This is a genomic window from Bradyrhizobium sp. Ai1a-2 (assembly GCF_000426245.1).
Classification (GTDB): Bacteria; Pseudomonadota; Alphaproteobacteria; order Rhizobiales; family Xanthobacteraceae; genus Bradyrhizobium.
Genome location: NZ_AUEZ01000069.1, coordinates 30,004 through 44,252 on the forward strand (window position 1 = coordinate 30,004; position 14,249 = coordinate 44,252).

A 14,249-nucleotide genomic window follows, 5' to 3' on the forward strand; every position below is an offset into this window, starting at 1 on the left:
CATGGCCGAGATCGTCACGCCGCGCCCTGCCTCCACCATCCTGCTGCTGCGGGACGCCGCCGCGCGCGGGGTTGACGGCAAGAGCCGCAACGAGATCGAGATCTTCATGATGGTCCGCCATTACCAGATCGATTTCTCGTCCGGGGCACTGGTGTTCCCGGGCGGCAGCGTCGACAAGGGCGACAAGGAGATCATCGCCAACCACGCGCTCTATTCCGCCGGCGAAGGGCTCGACGAGAGCGCGCTCAGCTTCCGCATCGGCGCCATCAGAGAGACCTTCGAGGAGAGCGGTATCCTGCTGGCGCGGCCGAAAGGCTCGACCGAACTGGTGGATGCCCACCGCGCCCGCGAGATCGAACTCGCGCATCGGAGCCTGCTCTGCGAAAGCAAGACCAGCTTCCTCAACGTGATTGCCGAGACCGGAATGGTGCTGGCGCTCGACGAACTCGTCCCTTACGCGCACTGGATCACGCCGGAGGGCATGCCGAAGCGGTTCGACACCTGGTTCTTCCTCGCCGCGGCGCCACCGGAACAACTCGGCACCCATGACGGCAGGGAATCCACCGATTCGATCTGGGTTTCCCCACGCGAGGCGCTGGAAGGCGGGGAGAGCGGCCGCTTCAAGCTGCCGTTCCCGACCACCCGGAACCTGATCAGGCTCGGCAAGCAGGCCAGCGTCGGAGAAGCACTGCAGGACAGCCGCGGCAAATCCATCGTCACCGTAATGCCCGTCATGACCAAGACCGCCACCGGCCGCCAGCTCCGCATCCCGCTCGAGGCCGGCTATGATGGCGAGGTCTTCGAGGTCGGCGCCGCCGGCTGACGAATCGCATCTCTCCGCATCGTCAAGCGCGGCCATGACGGCGGAACGTTCGCCCCGGAGGTTCGGCCCTCCGTACGGGTAGGTTCCCCCGGAGCCGTATTACGTCGTATATTGGGGCGATTTTCACTCCGGCCCCTCGCATGACCTCCGAATTACCGCCGAATCCGTCCCAGAAGCGACCGTTCGCGCTGTCGATCGGTCAGCTGACCTTCGGCAGCTTCCTGCTGGTGCTGGCGGTGATCATCATCACCTCGACCGCGAGCGTGATCGCGATCCGTCATATCGACGCCACCTTCGGGGAACTGCAGCGGCTGCAGAGCGTCGGCGACCTGGCCGAGGATATCGACCGCCGCATGAACGAACTGCGGCTTGCGGCGCGCGACTTCGTCACCGATCCCGGCACACAGACGATCCAGGTCGGCGAGGCCGCCAGCGCCCTCAGCGAGGCGCTGAAGAAGACCAGGATCGAGCTCGCCCCCGAGCAGCAGGATATGATCGACGGCGTCACCGAGCGCCTCTCCACCTATCGCGGCGGCATCGAGCGCATCTCGGCGCTGATCAACCGCCGTGCCGAGCTGATCATCGGCCTGCCGCCGCTTCGCGACGCCTTCGAAAAGGCCTTGGCCGAGAGTTCCGATTCTGCCGCTGCTTCCACGCTGTTGCAGGCCCAGAGCCGCATCGCCACCGCACTGCTTGCCCATAACCCGTCCGCGGCCGAGCAGGCGGCGCAGAGCATGCGGTCGATGACCATTACCGACCCGGCGCTGCGCACGGCCGTGACCGATTATGCCGACGCGATCGTCGCAATATCGATCCGGGAGCGCCAGATCGCCGATATCGACCGCGAGGTGCTTGGCACCGAGGGTCGCCTGATCCAGCGCGTGACCGAGCTGCTGCGCGAACTCAGTTCGCGCCGCGGTCACGTGCTGTCGCGGGATTTCGCACGGACGCTGACCGAGGCGAAATGGCAGAGCATCGTGCTCGGCTCGGCCGGCGTGCTGATCGGGATCTTCGCCGCGCTGCTCGTGGTCCGCCGCACCGTGCGGCCGCTCGCCTTGATCACAAAGTCGATCCGCGCGGTCGCGGCCGGCGAGAAGAGCGCGTCGATCCCGGCGACCGACGTCGACAACGAGATCGGCGAGATCGCTCGCGCCGCCGAAGTGTTCCGGCGAACGCTGGTCGAGGCGGATACCGCGCGCGAGGCGGCGGTGCGCGCGCTCGCCGAGCAGCGGCTCGCCGAAGAAAGCTATCGAAAGCTGTTCGAAACGTCCATCGACGGAATTTATGTGACGACGCCAGGTGGTGCGCTGCTCAACGCCAATCCGGCGCTGGCGCGGATGATGGGCTACGCCATGCCGCAAGACCTGATCAACGGCATCGACGATGTCGCCTCCAATGTCTATGTCGATCGGGCCGCGCGCACCGAATACCAGCGGCTGATGGACCGCGACGGCTTGGTGCGCGACTACGAATATCAGGTCCGTTCCCGCAGCGGCGCGGTGTTGTGGCTGTCAGACAGCGCGAGCGCCGTGCGCGACGAGAACGGCGAGGTGATCCGCTACGAAGGCACGGTGCGCGACATCACCGACCAGAAGCGCGCGGAAGACGCGATCGCCGAAGGCCGCCGCCTGCTGCAGATGGTCATCGACACCGTTCCGGCGGTCATCAACGTCAAGGACCGCAAGCTCCGCTACGTGCTGATGAACCGCTACATGGCCGGCATATTCGGCATCGAGCCGCACGAGGCGCTTGGCCACACCACGGCCGAGCTGATGGCCCGCTACGGCGCGGCGAAGACCGACGAGAACGACAAGCGGGTGTTGTCGGGGCGAAGGGAACTCGGCTTCTACGAGGAGGAGTACAGGGACGTCGCCGGCAACATGCGGCAATGGCTGGTTAACAAATTGCCGATCCTCGATGGCCATGGCGAGATCGAGAACATCGTGACGGTGGCGCTCGACATCGGCGAGCGCAAGCGCAGCGAGCATGAGATGCGGAAGGCGCGCGACGCCGCGGAAGCGGCGCTGCGCAATCTGCGCGAGACGCAGAATTCGCTGATCGAAGCGGAAAAGCTCGCGGCGCTCGGACGGCTGGTGGCGGGCGTCGCCCACGAGGTCAACAATCCCGTCGGTATCAGCCTTACGGTCGCCTCCGCCCTCGAGCGCAAGGCGGCGACCTTTGCCACGCAGGTCGAGCGCGGCGAGTTGCGGCGCTCGAGCCTGAACGATTTCCTTGCCACGACGAGCGACGCGTCCTCGCAGCTCGTCGCCAACCTCAACCGCGCCGCCGAGCTGATCCAGTCGTTCAAGCAGGTTGCCGCCGACCGCAACTATTCCGATCAGCGCACCTTCGATCTCGGCGATCTCACCGAGCAGGTGGTGATGAGTCTGAGGCCAGGTCTGCGCAAGCACAATCTGACGCTCAACGTCGATTGCCAGCCGAACCTGATCATGAATTCCTATCCCGGACCCTACGGACAGGTGCTCACCAATCTCTTCCTCAATTCGGTCGCGCATGCCTTTCCCGAGGGCAAGCCCGGTATCGTCGACATCCAGGTGCGCGCCTCCGGCAGGGACAATGTCGAGGTGATCTTTGCGGACAATGGTTGCGGCATGTCGCTCGACGTACGCCGCCGCGCCTTCGATCCGTTCTTCACCACGCGCCGCGACCAGGGCGGCACCGGCCTTGGGCTTCACATCGTCTACAGCATCGTCACCACGCGCTTAGGGGGCCGTCTCGATCTCGACTCCGAGCCCGGCGGCGGCACCCGCATCCAGATGATCCTGCCGCGCGTCGCGCCGGTGGAGCAGGCGGCGGAGTAACTGTCTCCACACGAGCGCTGCCGTAGCCCGGGTGGAGCGCAGCGCAACCCGGGTCCGCTCGTAAACTCGGACGCAGCCGTCCCGGGTTACGCGTTCCGCTCCACCCGGGCTACGGGCACCATGCAGCTAATCGATATCCACGAGCTTGCGCAGCGTGGCGCCGAAGATCTGACTCGCTTTGCCAACCAGCGCGGTTCCGCTCATGGTCGCCTGCGTGTCGGTGAAAGTTCCGGTAACACCGATGCCGACCGGCGCAGGTCCGCCGAACAGCGGGTTGTCGCTGTCACGCGGCGTGGTGTGTCGCTGCACCACCACTTCGCCTTTGAACGTATTGCCCTTCACGGTGTAGGTGCCGGTATAAAACAGGTAGGCGTCGCCGCCGAAAATCTGGCCGTCGCGGAATAGAATCACTCCGCTGCCCTTGCCGACGCGTCCGTCGAGCAGGGTGACGTGAATGGAATACAGGCCGTTTCGCATAGTGCCCCGCGCCCGGCTGCCTTTCACCCAAGCCTGCCGGTTCAGAATTTATGCCAAAGCAACATGCCCGGCGCAGCGCGGCAGGTTGACTATGCGCCACCCGAGGCCGTGCGAAACCGAAATCATTCCATTGGTGAACGACGTCTCGATGACGACGTTGTGTCGGGCGGCGGTTCGCCGAATCAAGTTGGCCCGCGAAATGCATGACATTTGTTGGCACCGGCCGGTGGGTGCAGGAGCGAGAGACAGGTGACGAACTGGATCGATTCCGGCCGCATTTTCGTGCGCGTACGCGCAAAGCTGACAGGTTCCATCCGTGAAATCACGGGCCATCGTCGAGTGGTCCGCCTCAGAATCCCACTCACATTGAGTCTTGCTGCGTTGTTGTCGGTGGCGGCCGTAAGTCTCGGGCATGCGCGCGATCCTGACGGCCGTTACGCCAATTCGCCGCTCAAGCAATGGTTCGACAGTTTGAAGAGCGGGAAGGGGCCGTGCTGCTCTGATGCCGATGGCACTGCGGTGAGCGACGTCGATTGGGAATCCAAGGACGGACATTATCGCGTGCGCATCGATGGCCAATGGATCGACGTGCCTGATGATGCCGTGATCACGGAGCCAAATCGCTACGGCCGCACCATGGTGTGGCCGATCCGCGGCTATCTCGGACTGCAGATCCGCTGTTTCATGCCCGGCAGCATGACCTAGATCATGATCCGACTGGACGGAATCGGATCATGATCGCATCTCTTCGTTTGAGCATGATCTCTCGCAAACGCTACGCGTTTGTCGGGAGGCAAAACCGGTTTCCACTTTTCCGGATCATGCTCTGACTATTCGGCGCGGAAGCGTCGCGTGGTCAGGCATATTTCTTGTCGCGCTCCAGGAGCTCGATCGAGATGCCCTGCGGGCCGCGGATGAAACATATGCGCACGCCCGGGCGGATCGTGGTCGGCTCCGTCGTGAACTCGACGCCCTTTGCCTTGATCTCGGCAGCGACGGCGTCGATATCTTTCACCGCGAGTCCGAAATGGTCGAGACCCTGATAGGGCGTCACCGGCGGCGCATTGACACCGTCGCCTGGCGCGACCGGGGCGATGAACACCTTGGCGCCGCCGAGTTGCACGTCGATGCGGCCGGGGTTGCGGATGATCTCGCCGCCCAGCACGTCTCGCAGCCACGCGGCGGTCGCTTCGGGATCGGGGGTGCGCAGGTGGATATGGTCCCAGGTAACCTCTATCGGCATTTCATCTCCCATCTTTCTCGATCATGATCCGATCGGATCGGATCATGATCTCATCTTTCTGTTTGAGCATGGTCTTTTCGGAAAACCGGCTTCCACTTTTCCGGATCATGCTCGAGATGCGCTTAACCGCGCGATCCGTTTGCGGCGGCAATCTACTGGCTCGGAATCCACAAGGCCATCCTGTCGCAGGCCCTGCGCCGCATTTTTGCCGGGGAGACTTGGAACCGTAGCATCGGTGGACGGTTAATCGGTTGGCGGCGGTCTCCGTACAGCGGTGCGTCCCGTTCAAGCCGTGTGGTGATGCGCCGCAGCGGCTTTGCGCGCAGGCAGGAAGCGTTGTTGCGCGGGGGAGGACATGGCCATGGGCATCGGCAGGTGGTCGTTTCAGGGCTTTGGCGCCAAGCTGGTTTTGCTCGCCATTCTCTTGATCGCCGGAGTTGGCGGATGGCTGATGCTTCCCGATCCCAGCGACGCCAATAACAAATCGACCGCCGCGGCGACGCCGCCCTCGACTTCTTCGGATGTCGTCTGGCTGGAGAAAGCGGCCGCGCCCACCGAGGAGGCGGCCGCGCCGGTCGAGCAGGCGACCGCGCCGGCGGAGGATGCTGCCGACGATGAGGGGCCAACCGCCAGCACCAATGAACCCGTCACGGTCGAGCGGGCGCCAATCGACGGGCTGAGGATCTCCCGCCAGTTCTGGCGCCGCGGCGGCCTCGGTTCGAAAGCGCTGGTCACGCTGACGCTGCGCAACGCCAACCACTATCCGGTCAAGGATATCGAGATCGCCTGCGCCTTCGCCCGCGCCGACGGCACGCACCTCACCGACCGCCGGCGGGTGATCAGCGACACCATCAGCATGAAGAGCCGCAAGACCTATGCGGGCGTGTTGGTCGGGTTCGTGAACATCAATGCAAATAAGGCAAAGTGTTCCGTGGTCACGGCCAGCCGTGCGTAACAAAGCGTCCCGAAAAAGTGAACGTGTTGGTTGAACCTGCGGTGTGTGGCTAGGAACTAACTCCCTATATCCGCTATTAGGCGAGTAGACCGCGTCATCGCGCGGGGGAGCAGCTTCGATGTTGGTGACGCGTTATTTCCTTTACGTCGGCGGGGCGTTGCTCGCGCTACTGTACGCAGTCGATGCTCTGGTCCCGCAGGACGCGACGACAGCAAGCCATAGCGCGCCGGGCATCGACAAGTCGACGGTCCGCATCCTCTCGGCCCAGAAGCTGCCGGAGCGGGTGGTTTTCGATACCAGCCTGCCGACCCTCGTGCCGCCGGCCTCCGCGATCCAGATGGCTGCCGCACCGCTTCCTCCGGCGCCGGGCGCTGAGTCGTCGGCTGCCCAAACGTCGACCCAGTCTCGCGCCCGCGAGACCTTCGCCCAGTACGTCCCGGCGGAGGGCAAGAAGCACGAGCAGCCACCCAAGAAGCACAGGGTTGCCAGGGCACGGAGCTACCAGCCGCAAGCGATGTACGCGGGTCAACCGATGTACATGGGTCAGCAGCCGATGTTCATGGGCCAGCGGCCGATGCGGGTGGCGCAGCAGTCGCGTTTCGGCTTCTTTGGCGGCGGGCCGGGCTGGGGCACCTGGTAAGCGGATTGCTCTAGATTCTCGTTTCGACGCCTTTTCTTGACGCGAACCGGTATCCACTTCGCTCGAAAAGGCCCTAATTACTGCGGCAGCTTAGGAATCTTGTCGGCAAAGCCGTTGTAACAGGTCAGCCGCTCGTCCTCTTCCTTCACGAAGCGACACTCGCTGACCGCCTTGGCTTCGGCCGGCTTCGGCTTGGGCTGCGGCGCGAAGATCTCGTCATAGCAGGTGAGCCGCTCCTTGGTGCCGTCATCGATCTCCTGGCATGCCTGGAGCTTCTGGGCGACCGATTGCGACTTGGCCTTCTCGCCTTTCTTTGCCGATTGCTTCTTCGTGCCGACCTGCATCAGCGGCTTGTCGCCGATCATGGGCGGATTGGCGGGGTCTGCCGACGGGGCAGTCCCCTGGGCCGTCCCTTGGGCGAACGCGGCGGCCGGATACAGCAGCGCCAGCGCGAGGATGATCTTTCTCATGTCCAATTGTCCGAAATGGCGTGACCGGTGAGGGCGCCCGAAGAGATCGAACCGGACCGCTGGAATCGCCCCAAAACCCAACGTTGTTTACTTGCGCTTGTGCGCCCGTCCAAGCGGGCGCAACGCCGCTCCGACAGGGCCGTGTGTTCTTTACGGATTTTCGGGTTCCTGTCCAGCGGGACGGCGCCCCGGCGGCCCGTCCGGTGCGCCAGCGGCCCAAGGGGGTTCAGAGCGGGATCCTATAACCTTGAAACGCAGCCCCGGTGAAGTTGCGCTCCCTCCCTTGTGCGGGGAGGGCCGGCGTGGGGGTGTCTCCGCGATGGGACTTTCCGCAGGGGGAGATCCCTCACCCGGATCGCATCTGACGATGCGATCCGACCTTCCCCGCAAGCGGGGGAGGTGTAACCGAGCCTCAGCCGATTCAACCTGCTCTAGGTCGCCGGCCGGCGCGCCAGCACCTTGTCCAGGGTGATGGGCAGGTCGCGTACCCGCACGCCGGTCGCATGGTAGACGGCGTTGGCGACCGCCGCGGCGACTCCCACGATCCCGATCTCGCCGATCCCCTTGATCCCGAGCGGGTTGACCAGGGCATCCGGCTCGTCGACGAAGATCACCTGGATGTCGTGGATGTCGGCGTTAACGGGCACATGGTACTCGGCAATGTTATGGTTGACGATCCGGCCGAAGCCGTGGTCGTAAACCGTCTCCTCATGCAGCGCCATGCCGATGCCGCCGACGACGGCGCCCATCACCTGGCTGCGTCCGGTCTTCAGGTTCAGCACGCGGCCCGCCGCGACCGCGCTGACGACGCGGGTGACCCGGATGACGCCGAGTTCCTCGTCGATCTTGACCTCGGCGAATACGGCCGAATGCGTGTTCCTGGCGTGCGCCTTGTCTTCGGCGAACTCGTTGGTCTTTTCCTTCTCGATCCGCTCCATCGCGCCATGTCGCATGATGTCGGAGATCGAAACCCCGCGCTCGGCTTGTGTCCGGCTGACGAGTTTGCCGTCCGAAAGGGTAACGTCTTCCTCGACCGTGTCGGCGAGCGGCGATGCCTTCATCAGCTTTGCCAGCCGCAGCAGTTCCTTGCGAACCTCGCTCGCCGTCGCGACCACGGCATGGCAGGCGGAGGCCGCCATCCATGACCCTCCCTCGACCGGCGCTCTCGGCAGTGTGGAATCGGCAAGGTGGATCGTGATGTTCTCGATTGGAAGCCCGAGGCTGTCAGCCGCGACCTGCGCCATGATCGTATAGGTGCCGGTGCCGATATCGGAAGCCGCGCAGGAGACTTCCGCATGTCCATTGGCCGTCATCACGATCCGCACCGCGGCCGGCATCTGCAGCGCCTCCCAGACGCCGGAGGCCATGCCCCAGCCCACGAGATTCCTGCCGTCGCGCATCGAGCGCGGCTCCGCATTGCGCTTGTCCCAGCCAAAGGCCGCGGCGCCTTCGCGATAGCATTCGCGCAGGCACTTGCTGGTATAGGGCAGGTCCTCATTCTGGTCGCGGTCCGAATAGCAGCGCATCCGCAATTCCACCGGATCCATCTTCAGCGCGACCGCGAGTTCGTCCATCGCGCTCTCGAGCGCGTAGACGCCGGTCGCAGCGCCCGGCGCACGCATGTCGCAGGACGTCGGCACGTCAAGCGGCGCCACGCGGTGTTCATATCGGGCATTCGGCGATGTGTAGAGCAGGGCCGACCAACCGGTGTCGTTGCGCGAGAATTCCTCGAACTGCGAGGTCACGCCAACGGCTTCATGCGTGATCGCATCGAGCGTGCCGTCGCGCCGTGCGCCAAGCGCAAGCCGCTCGATGGTGGCCGGACGATAGCCCAGCCCATACATCTGCTGGCGCGTCAGCACCAGCCGCACCGAGCGCTGCAGCTTCAGCGCGGCCATCACCGCCAGCACCACCTGATATTGGGGCCGCAAGCCAGCACCGAAGGCGCCGCCGACATAGGGCGAGATCACGCGGATCTCCTCCGGCTTCTTCTCGAACACGCCGCAGAGGTACTGCTGCACGTTCTGCACGCCCTGGGTCTTGTCGTAGACCGTCAGCGGGCCGCCGCCGTCCCACATCGCGGTGGTCGCAAACAATTCCATCGGATTGTGATGCTCGGTCGGGATGAAATAGTCGGCCTGGTGCCGCACCTCGGCCGCTGCAAATGCCTTCGCAGCATCGCCGCGCAGCTTGTCGGGCTTCTCGACGACGATGGCATCATCGCGCTTGCGATACACGTCGGTGACGAATGGCTGCTTCTCATAGTCAACGCGAACGAGCGAGGCCGCATAGCGTGCGATTTCCCATTCTTCCGCGACGACCAGCGCGATCGGCTGCTGGTTGAACTTGATCATGTCGTCATAGAGCGGGCGGAACGGCGAACCTTCCTCCGGGGCGACGTCGTCCTTCCAGGCCTGATCGGTGTCGGCGACCCGCGGCCTGTTCTCATGGGTGATGACATCGATCACGCCCGGCACGCGGAGCGCCTGGCTGGTGTCGATCCGCGCGATCCGGCCTCTGGCGATGGTGGATTCCACGACCGCGCCATAGGCGAGACCGCCTTCGTTGAAATCGCCGGCATATTTGGCGGCGCCAGTGACCTTGGCGCGGCCATCGACGCGCGAGGTGGCGGTGCCGGTATAGGTTTTCGCGGTGTTGTTGACCATGCTCATTGGATCGTCTTGTTCGATTGCGATTGCGGCGTGCCGCGCGCGGCCTGCGTCAGCGTGCGGATGATCGCCCGCTTGGCGAGATCGATCTTGAATCCGTTCTGGGCCTGCGGCCTGGCGTCGCGAAGCAGGAGGTCCGCCGCGGCGGCAAAGCTCGCTTCCTCGGCGGGCCGTCCGCGCAACGCCGCCTCGGCCGCCACATCGCGCCACGGCTTGTGGGCGACGCCGCCGAGCGCGAGCCGCGCTTCCTGGATCGTGCCGTCCTTGAGCTCGAGTGCGGCCGCGACCGAGATCAGCGCGAAGGCGTAGGACAACCGGTCGCGGATCTTCAGGTAGGAGTAGTTGGTCGCAAAGCCCTTCGCGGGCACCTCGATCGCGGTGATGATCTCGTCCGGCCCGAGATTGGTGTCGATGTGCGGGGTGTCGCCGGGCAGGCGGTGGAAGTCCGCGAACGGGATCGTGCGCCCGCCGTTCGGGCCCGTCACGTGCACCGTGGCATCGAGCGCGACGAGCGCCACGCACATGTCGGACGGATGCGTCGCAATGCAGGAGGTGCTGGCGCCCAGGATCGCGTGGCCGCGGTTGATGCCGTTGACGGCAGAGCAGCCCGAGCCCGGCTGGCGCTTGTTGCAGGGCGTGGCAGTGTCATAGAAATAGGCGCATCGCGTCCGTTGTACCAAATTGCCGCCGGTGGAAGCCATGTTGCGCAATTGCTGCGAGGCGCCGGCAAGAATCGCGCTTGCCACCAGCGGATAGCGCTTTTCGATCAGCGGATGCCAGGCAAGGTCGGCGTTCGGCACCAGCGCTCCGATCCGCAAGCCTCCCGAGGCGGTCTCTTCGACCGAGGTCAGCGGCAGGCGGGAGATGTCGATCAGCTTCGTCGGCCGCTCGACATTGTCTTTCATGAGATCGAGCAGGTTGGTGCCGCCGGCGATGAATTTTGCACCGCTATTGGCCGCGATCAGTCGCACCGCGTCGGCGACGTTATTCGCTCGCGTATATTGGAACGGGATCATGGCTTGGTCCCCATCGCCTGCTGGATCGCGGCGACGATGTTGGGATAGGCGCCGCAGCGGCAGATGTTGCCGCTCATGAATTCCCTGATCTCGTGGGGGCTCTTGGCCCGTCCCTCGGCGATCAGCCCGATGCCGGAGCAGATCTGTCCGGGCGTGCAGTAGCCGCACTGGAAGGCGTCATGGTCGATGAAAGCCTGCTGCAGCGGGTCCAGCGCGCCGTTGGTGGCCAGTCCCTCGATCGTGGTGACGTGCGCGCCATCGCGCATCACCGCAAGCGTCAGGCATGAATTGATGCGGCGTCCATCGACTAGCACGGTGCATGCGCCGCATTGACCATGGTCGCATCCCTTCTTGGTGCCGGTGAGATCGAGATGGTCCCTGAGCGCATCCAGAAGCGAGACCCAGGGCAGAACTGAAAAGCGCCTTTCTGTCCCATTGACGGTCAGTGTCACCGACATCTTTTCCGGCAGCGGGGCAGGGTTGGCGTCCGATTGCGCGGCTCCATCTTGCATCGTCAGCGACTCCGTCTTGCAGGTGACTGCCATCCGGTAGGGATCAAAGCGGAGAATACCGGCGGTTTAGATTGGTTCCAAAGTCAGCGCAGCATGTCGAAGCGGCTGTTTCGGTTCTTTCCAAATCGCACGCTGGATTTCGTGAGCGCACTCGGCGCGGGGCGATGCGGCAATGTGCTTTGATCCTAAAGCGAAGGGCCGCTGATTTCTCAGCGGCCCTTGCCGGCTAACAAAATCGCTTCGGAATGAAATGGCCCCGGCGAAGCAACCTTAGCGGTATCGCGGTCCTATTTGGACTCCGGTGAATCACGGTGGCCCCCATATGAACACCTCGGGCCAAGGTGCTCCCCGCTGTGAACACCTTGCCCCTCCAACCTAGCCTTCGCGCTGGGTCACTGCGGAATGGACGCTGCTCTCACTGCGCACTGTGACAGTTGCAGTGGACGTGAAGCTCTCGACGCCTTGCTGCGTTAGTCCTTGTTCGCGCAGGAGCCACACGGCAGGGCTGTCGGTTTCGAGGAACATGGCGGCAAGCACGTTTGCGCCGGACGTTTCGCGCTTCATGCCCTTGGCGCGGGCCGCGGCGCGATAGACGGTACGCCGGAATGCGACTGTTGGACTGGAGTTGCGTTCGCCGCCGGTCATCACCAATGCCCTCAGCTTCTTCTGGATGTAAGTGGCCAAGCTTTCTCTGAGTGCATGAAGATCGATCGAGTTGGCCTTTAACGCCGCGGCAGCGTCAGCATCGTCGATCAGGGCGAGCAAAAGATGCTCCAACGTTGCGAATTCGTGCGCTCGTTCCTGCGCGTGCGCCTGGGCGCGATGCAGCGTCAGTTCGAGCTCGCGGGTGAATCCCGCGGGCCATCGCGCGCTTGCGCGTGGTGGAGAAGGCGCGTCTGCGCCAGCGGCATGCACTCCGCGACGAATTTCGGCAGCGAGCGTATTCCAATCGGGCACGCCGAACAGCTCGGCGATCAATTCCAGGCTCTGGCTGACGGTGATGTTGAAGCCCCTGGCAGCGAGGTGGGCGCGAAGCGTATGCGCCATAGCTTTAGCGTCGCGGAAGTCGCGCATGGTTTGGTCCTTTGCTTGAACGAAAACGGGCGCCAGTGCTTGCGTTGCTGACCCGTTGCTCGGGCAAAGGGGCTGTTAGAGGGACGCTGCGATACGTTCACCATACCCAAAAGGGGTGCAAGCGGCAGGTCGTATCCACCGATCAGATAGGTGGCGCGTCGCCGCTGGGTGTCAACGGGCCACAAGGGAACTTTTGCGTCGCCGGGTTCCAACCTGCTCCGCGCTGCTATCGGCAAATCTGCGCCGTTCTGCAGTGTTGCGCTACGCTCTGACTTGAGGCTGTCGCCCTTTTCTCGCCGCCATCATCATTCAGGAAACTCGCCGAGGGGCGGGTCTTACGGAGGCGGCTTCTGAAGTCCCGCGTGATCGTCCGACATTTACTGCAAAACGAAGTGACGATGTCCCGCCGCGCAATGCTGGGCGGGCTCGCATCCTCTGCGGGCGCACTCGCGCTCGGCGGATGCGCTAGCCTGGGCGCGACCGGCGCGCGCTACGACGCATCATCGCTGTCGGTGGACCCCGTGCTGCTTGTCGCAACCACGCGCAAGCCCGTAAAGGGCGGGCGCGCGAAGCCTTGGTTCGGGCCGGATCGGGCCACCACGATGACGGTCGCACGGGCGAAGCTGGTGCCGCCGGACGAGAGCCGTTTCTCTCTCGCGGCAGCAGGACTCGCCGATTGGCGTATTGATCAGGTCGAGCCGGTTTCGGGAGACGTCAGCGATCTTCTCGGGCAGGCCGGCGGCGGCGGATCAGACGTCCTGATCTATGTGCACGGCTTCAAACAGACGTTCGAGACGGCGGCGCTCGACGCGGCCCACCTGTCCGACGGCATCCGGTTCCGCGGCCAGACGATGGTGTTCTCCTGGCCGTCAAAAGCGGGACTGTTCGACTACTCCTACGACCGCGACAGCGCGATGTGGTCCCGCGATGATTTCGAGCGCGTGCTTCAGGGCATCGTGACGCCCTCCGGCGTCGGCCGCGTCCACATCGTCGCGCACAGCATGGGAACGATGCTGGCGCTCGAAAGCCTGCGCCAGCTCCATGATCGATATGGTGACACCGTTGACGGCAGGATCGGCGCGGTGGTGTTCGCTTCGCCCGACATCGACATGGACGTGTTCTCGTCGGCGATCAACCGTATCGGGCCGCTGGCCCGCAAGATCACGGTGATCACCGCAACGAACGACCGCGCGCTCGCCCTCTCGGGGCAGCTCGCCGGTGGCATGAAGCGGGTCGGCGCGGCCGAGAAGGCCGTCATTGAGCAGCTCGGCGTGCGCGTGGTCGATGCTTCCGACTCGGGCTGGGGCATCATCAACCACGATCTGTTCCTGTCGAATGCGGACGTACGGCGGGTGATCCGCCGCCAGATCGACACCTCGGCGGCGTGAACCCGGCTTTCGCGCGGCTGCAGCACGAGCCACGTTGCTATTTGGCCGTCAGGCTGCTGCTGCTGGAGTCGTCCGTGAAGAATCGCCCAAGCCATTGATGTGGAGTCGATTTTTCGGTCGTGAGGGGGTTTGAGATTGCAAGCTTTCGGGGTTTGACGCC

At 64.2% G+C, this 14,249-nt stretch carries 13 protein-coding genes; 6 read left to right on the forward strand and 7 right to left on the reverse strand.

The genetic code is table 11. From position 1 onward, the window contains the following. Window position 1 precedes the first annotated feature (1 nt). Both K288_RS0132735 and K288_RS0132740 read left to right on the forward strand, forming a co-directional pair. On the forward strand, window positions 2-823 hold the full coding sequence (locus K288_RS0132735; RefSeq protein WP_027583345.1) for an NUDIX hydrolase: 822 nt from the start codon (window positions 2-4) through the stop codon (window positions 821-823). A 140-nt stretch (window positions 824-963) separates the two neighbouring features. Beyond that, window positions 964-3,645 (forward strand): PAS domain S-box protein, encoded by a 2,682-nt coding sequence (locus K288_RS0132740; RefSeq protein WP_027583346.1) that lies wholly within the window; start codon window positions 964-966, stop codon window positions 3,643-3,645. Window positions 3,646-3,771: 126 nt separating this feature from the next. On the opposite strand, the gene K288_RS0132745 is transcribed toward K288_RS0132740, so the two are convergent. Continuing rightward, window positions 3,772-4,122 (reverse strand): GrlR family regulatory protein, encoded by a 351-nt coding sequence (locus K288_RS0132745; RefSeq protein WP_027583347.1) that lies wholly within the window; start codon window positions 4,120-4,122, stop codon window positions 3,772-3,774. Window positions 4,123-4,461: 339 nt separating this feature from the next. On the opposite strand from K288_RS0132745, the gene K288_RS0132750 reads away from it, so the two are divergent. After that, on the forward strand, window positions 4,462-4,827 hold the full coding sequence (locus tag K288_RS0132750) for a hypothetical protein (RefSeq protein WP_051334866.1): 366 nt from the start codon (window positions 4,462-4,464) through the stop codon (window positions 4,825-4,827). Window positions 4,828-4,978: 151 nt separating this feature from the next. On the opposite strand, the gene K288_RS0132755 is transcribed toward K288_RS0132750, so the two are convergent. Next, entirely contained in the window at window positions 4,979-5,365 is a 387-nt protein-coding gene (locus K288_RS0132755) for a VOC family protein (RefSeq protein WP_027583349.1), read from the reverse strand. 361 nt (window positions 5,366-5,726) lie between these two features. On the opposite strand from K288_RS0132755, the gene K288_RS55000 reads away from it, so the two are divergent. Further along, window positions 5,727-6,320 carry a hypothetical protein gene (locus tag K288_RS55000; RefSeq protein ID WP_244443337.1) on the forward strand — a complete coding sequence of 198 codons (594 nt, stop codon included), beginning with the start codon at window positions 5,727-5,729 and terminating at the stop codon, window positions 6,318-6,320. Window positions 6,321-6,438: 118 nt separating this feature from the next. Beyond that, entirely contained in the window at window positions 6,439-6,960 is a 522-nt protein-coding gene (locus tag K288_RS47235) for a hypothetical protein (RefSeq protein ID WP_043161336.1), read from the forward strand. Window positions 6,961-7,037: 77 nt separating this feature from the next. Here the strand turns inward: K288_RS47235 and K288_RS0132775 are convergent, their stop codons facing one another. The 5 genes from K288_RS0132775 to K288_RS0132800 form a co-directional block, all read right to left on the reverse strand. Next, window positions 7,038-7,430 carry a hypothetical protein gene (locus K288_RS0132775; RefSeq protein ID WP_027583350.1) on the reverse strand — a complete coding sequence of 131 codons (393 nt, stop codon included), beginning with the start codon at window positions 7,428-7,430 and terminating at the stop codon, window positions 7,038-7,040. A gap of 431 nt (window positions 7,431-7,861) precedes the next feature. Then, window positions 7,862-10,102, reverse strand: a complete 2,241-nt coding sequence (locus tag K288_RS0132780) for a xanthine dehydrogenase family protein molybdopterin-binding subunit (RefSeq protein WP_027583351.1) — start codon at window positions 10,100-10,102, stop codon at window positions 7,862-7,864. Next, window positions 10,099-11,115 (reverse strand): xanthine dehydrogenase family protein subunit M, encoded by a 1,017-nt coding sequence (locus K288_RS0132785; protein WP_027583352.1) that lies wholly within the window; start codon window positions 11,113-11,115, stop codon window positions 10,099-10,101. Before K288_RS0132785 ends, K288_RS0132780 begins: the two co-directional genes overlap by 4 nt. Next, window positions 11,112-11,573, reverse strand: a complete 462-nt coding sequence (locus K288_RS0132790; RefSeq protein WP_244443340.1) for a (2Fe-2S)-binding protein — start codon at window positions 11,571-11,573, stop codon at window positions 11,112-11,114. Before K288_RS0132790 ends, K288_RS0132785 begins: the two co-directional genes overlap by 4 nt. Before the next feature lie 429 nt (window positions 11,574-12,002). After that, window positions 12,003-12,701 (reverse strand): glyoxalase superfamily protein, encoded by a 699-nt coding sequence (locus K288_RS0132800; RefSeq protein WP_027583354.1) that lies wholly within the window; start codon window positions 12,699-12,701, stop codon window positions 12,003-12,005. Between the two features lie 398 nt (window positions 12,702-13,099). Between K288_RS0132800 and K288_RS0132805 the strand changes: the two genes are divergently transcribed. After that, a complete protein-coding gene (locus K288_RS0132805; protein WP_043161340.1) occupies window positions 13,100-14,089 on the forward strand; it encodes an alpha/beta fold hydrolase in 990 nt (329 codons plus the stop codon). The last annotated feature ends 160 nt before the right edge of the window (window positions 14,090-14,249 follow it).

Bases quoted from the DNA above. Each gene is read 5' to 3' on its own strand.
- K288_RS0132805 (WP_043161340.1), top strand. From the start codon at position 13,100: ATGTCCCGCCGCGCAATGCTGGGCGGGCTCGCATCCTCTGCGGGCGCA.
- K288_RS0132755 (WP_027583349.1), bottom strand. From the start codon at position 5,365: ATGCCGATAGAGGTTACCTGGGACCATATCCACCTGCGCACCCCCGAT.
- K288_RS55000 (WP_244443337.1), top strand. From the start codon at position 5,727: ATGGGCATCGGCAGGTGGTCGTTTCAGGGCTTTGGCGCCAAGCTGGTT.
- K288_RS0132790 (WP_244443340.1), bottom strand. From the start codon at position 11,573: ATGTCGGTGACACTGACCGTCAATGGGACAGAAAGGCGCTTTTCAGTT.
- K288_RS0132745 (WP_027583347.1), bottom strand. From the start codon at position 4,122: ATGCGAAACGGCCTGTATTCCATTCACGTCACCCTGCTCGACGGACGC.
- K288_RS0132740 (WP_027583346.1), top strand. From the start codon at position 964: ATGACCTCCGAATTACCGCCGAATCCGTCCCAGAAGCGACCGTTCGCG.
- K288_RS0132735 (WP_027583345.1), top strand. From the start codon at position 2: ATGGCCGAGATCGTCACGCCGCGCCCTGCCTCCACCATCCTGCTGCTG.
- K288_RS47235 (WP_043161336.1), top strand. From the start codon at position 6,439: ATGTTGGTGACGCGTTATTTCCTTTACGTCGGCGGGGCGTTGCTCGCG.
- K288_RS0132780 (WP_027583351.1), bottom strand. From the start codon at position 10,102: ATGAGCATGGTCAACAACACCGCGAAAACCTATACCGGCACCGCCACC.
- K288_RS0132800 (WP_027583354.1), bottom strand. From the start codon at position 12,701: ATGCGCGACTTCCGCGACGCTAAAGCTATGGCGCATACGCTTCGCGCC.
- K288_RS0132775 (WP_027583350.1), bottom strand. From the start codon at position 7,430: ATGAGAAAGATCATCCTCGCGCTGGCGCTGCTGTATCCGGCCGCCGCG.
- K288_RS0132785 (WP_027583352.1), bottom strand. From the start codon at position 11,115: ATGATCCCGTTCCAATATACGCGAGCGAATAACGTCGCCGACGCGGTG.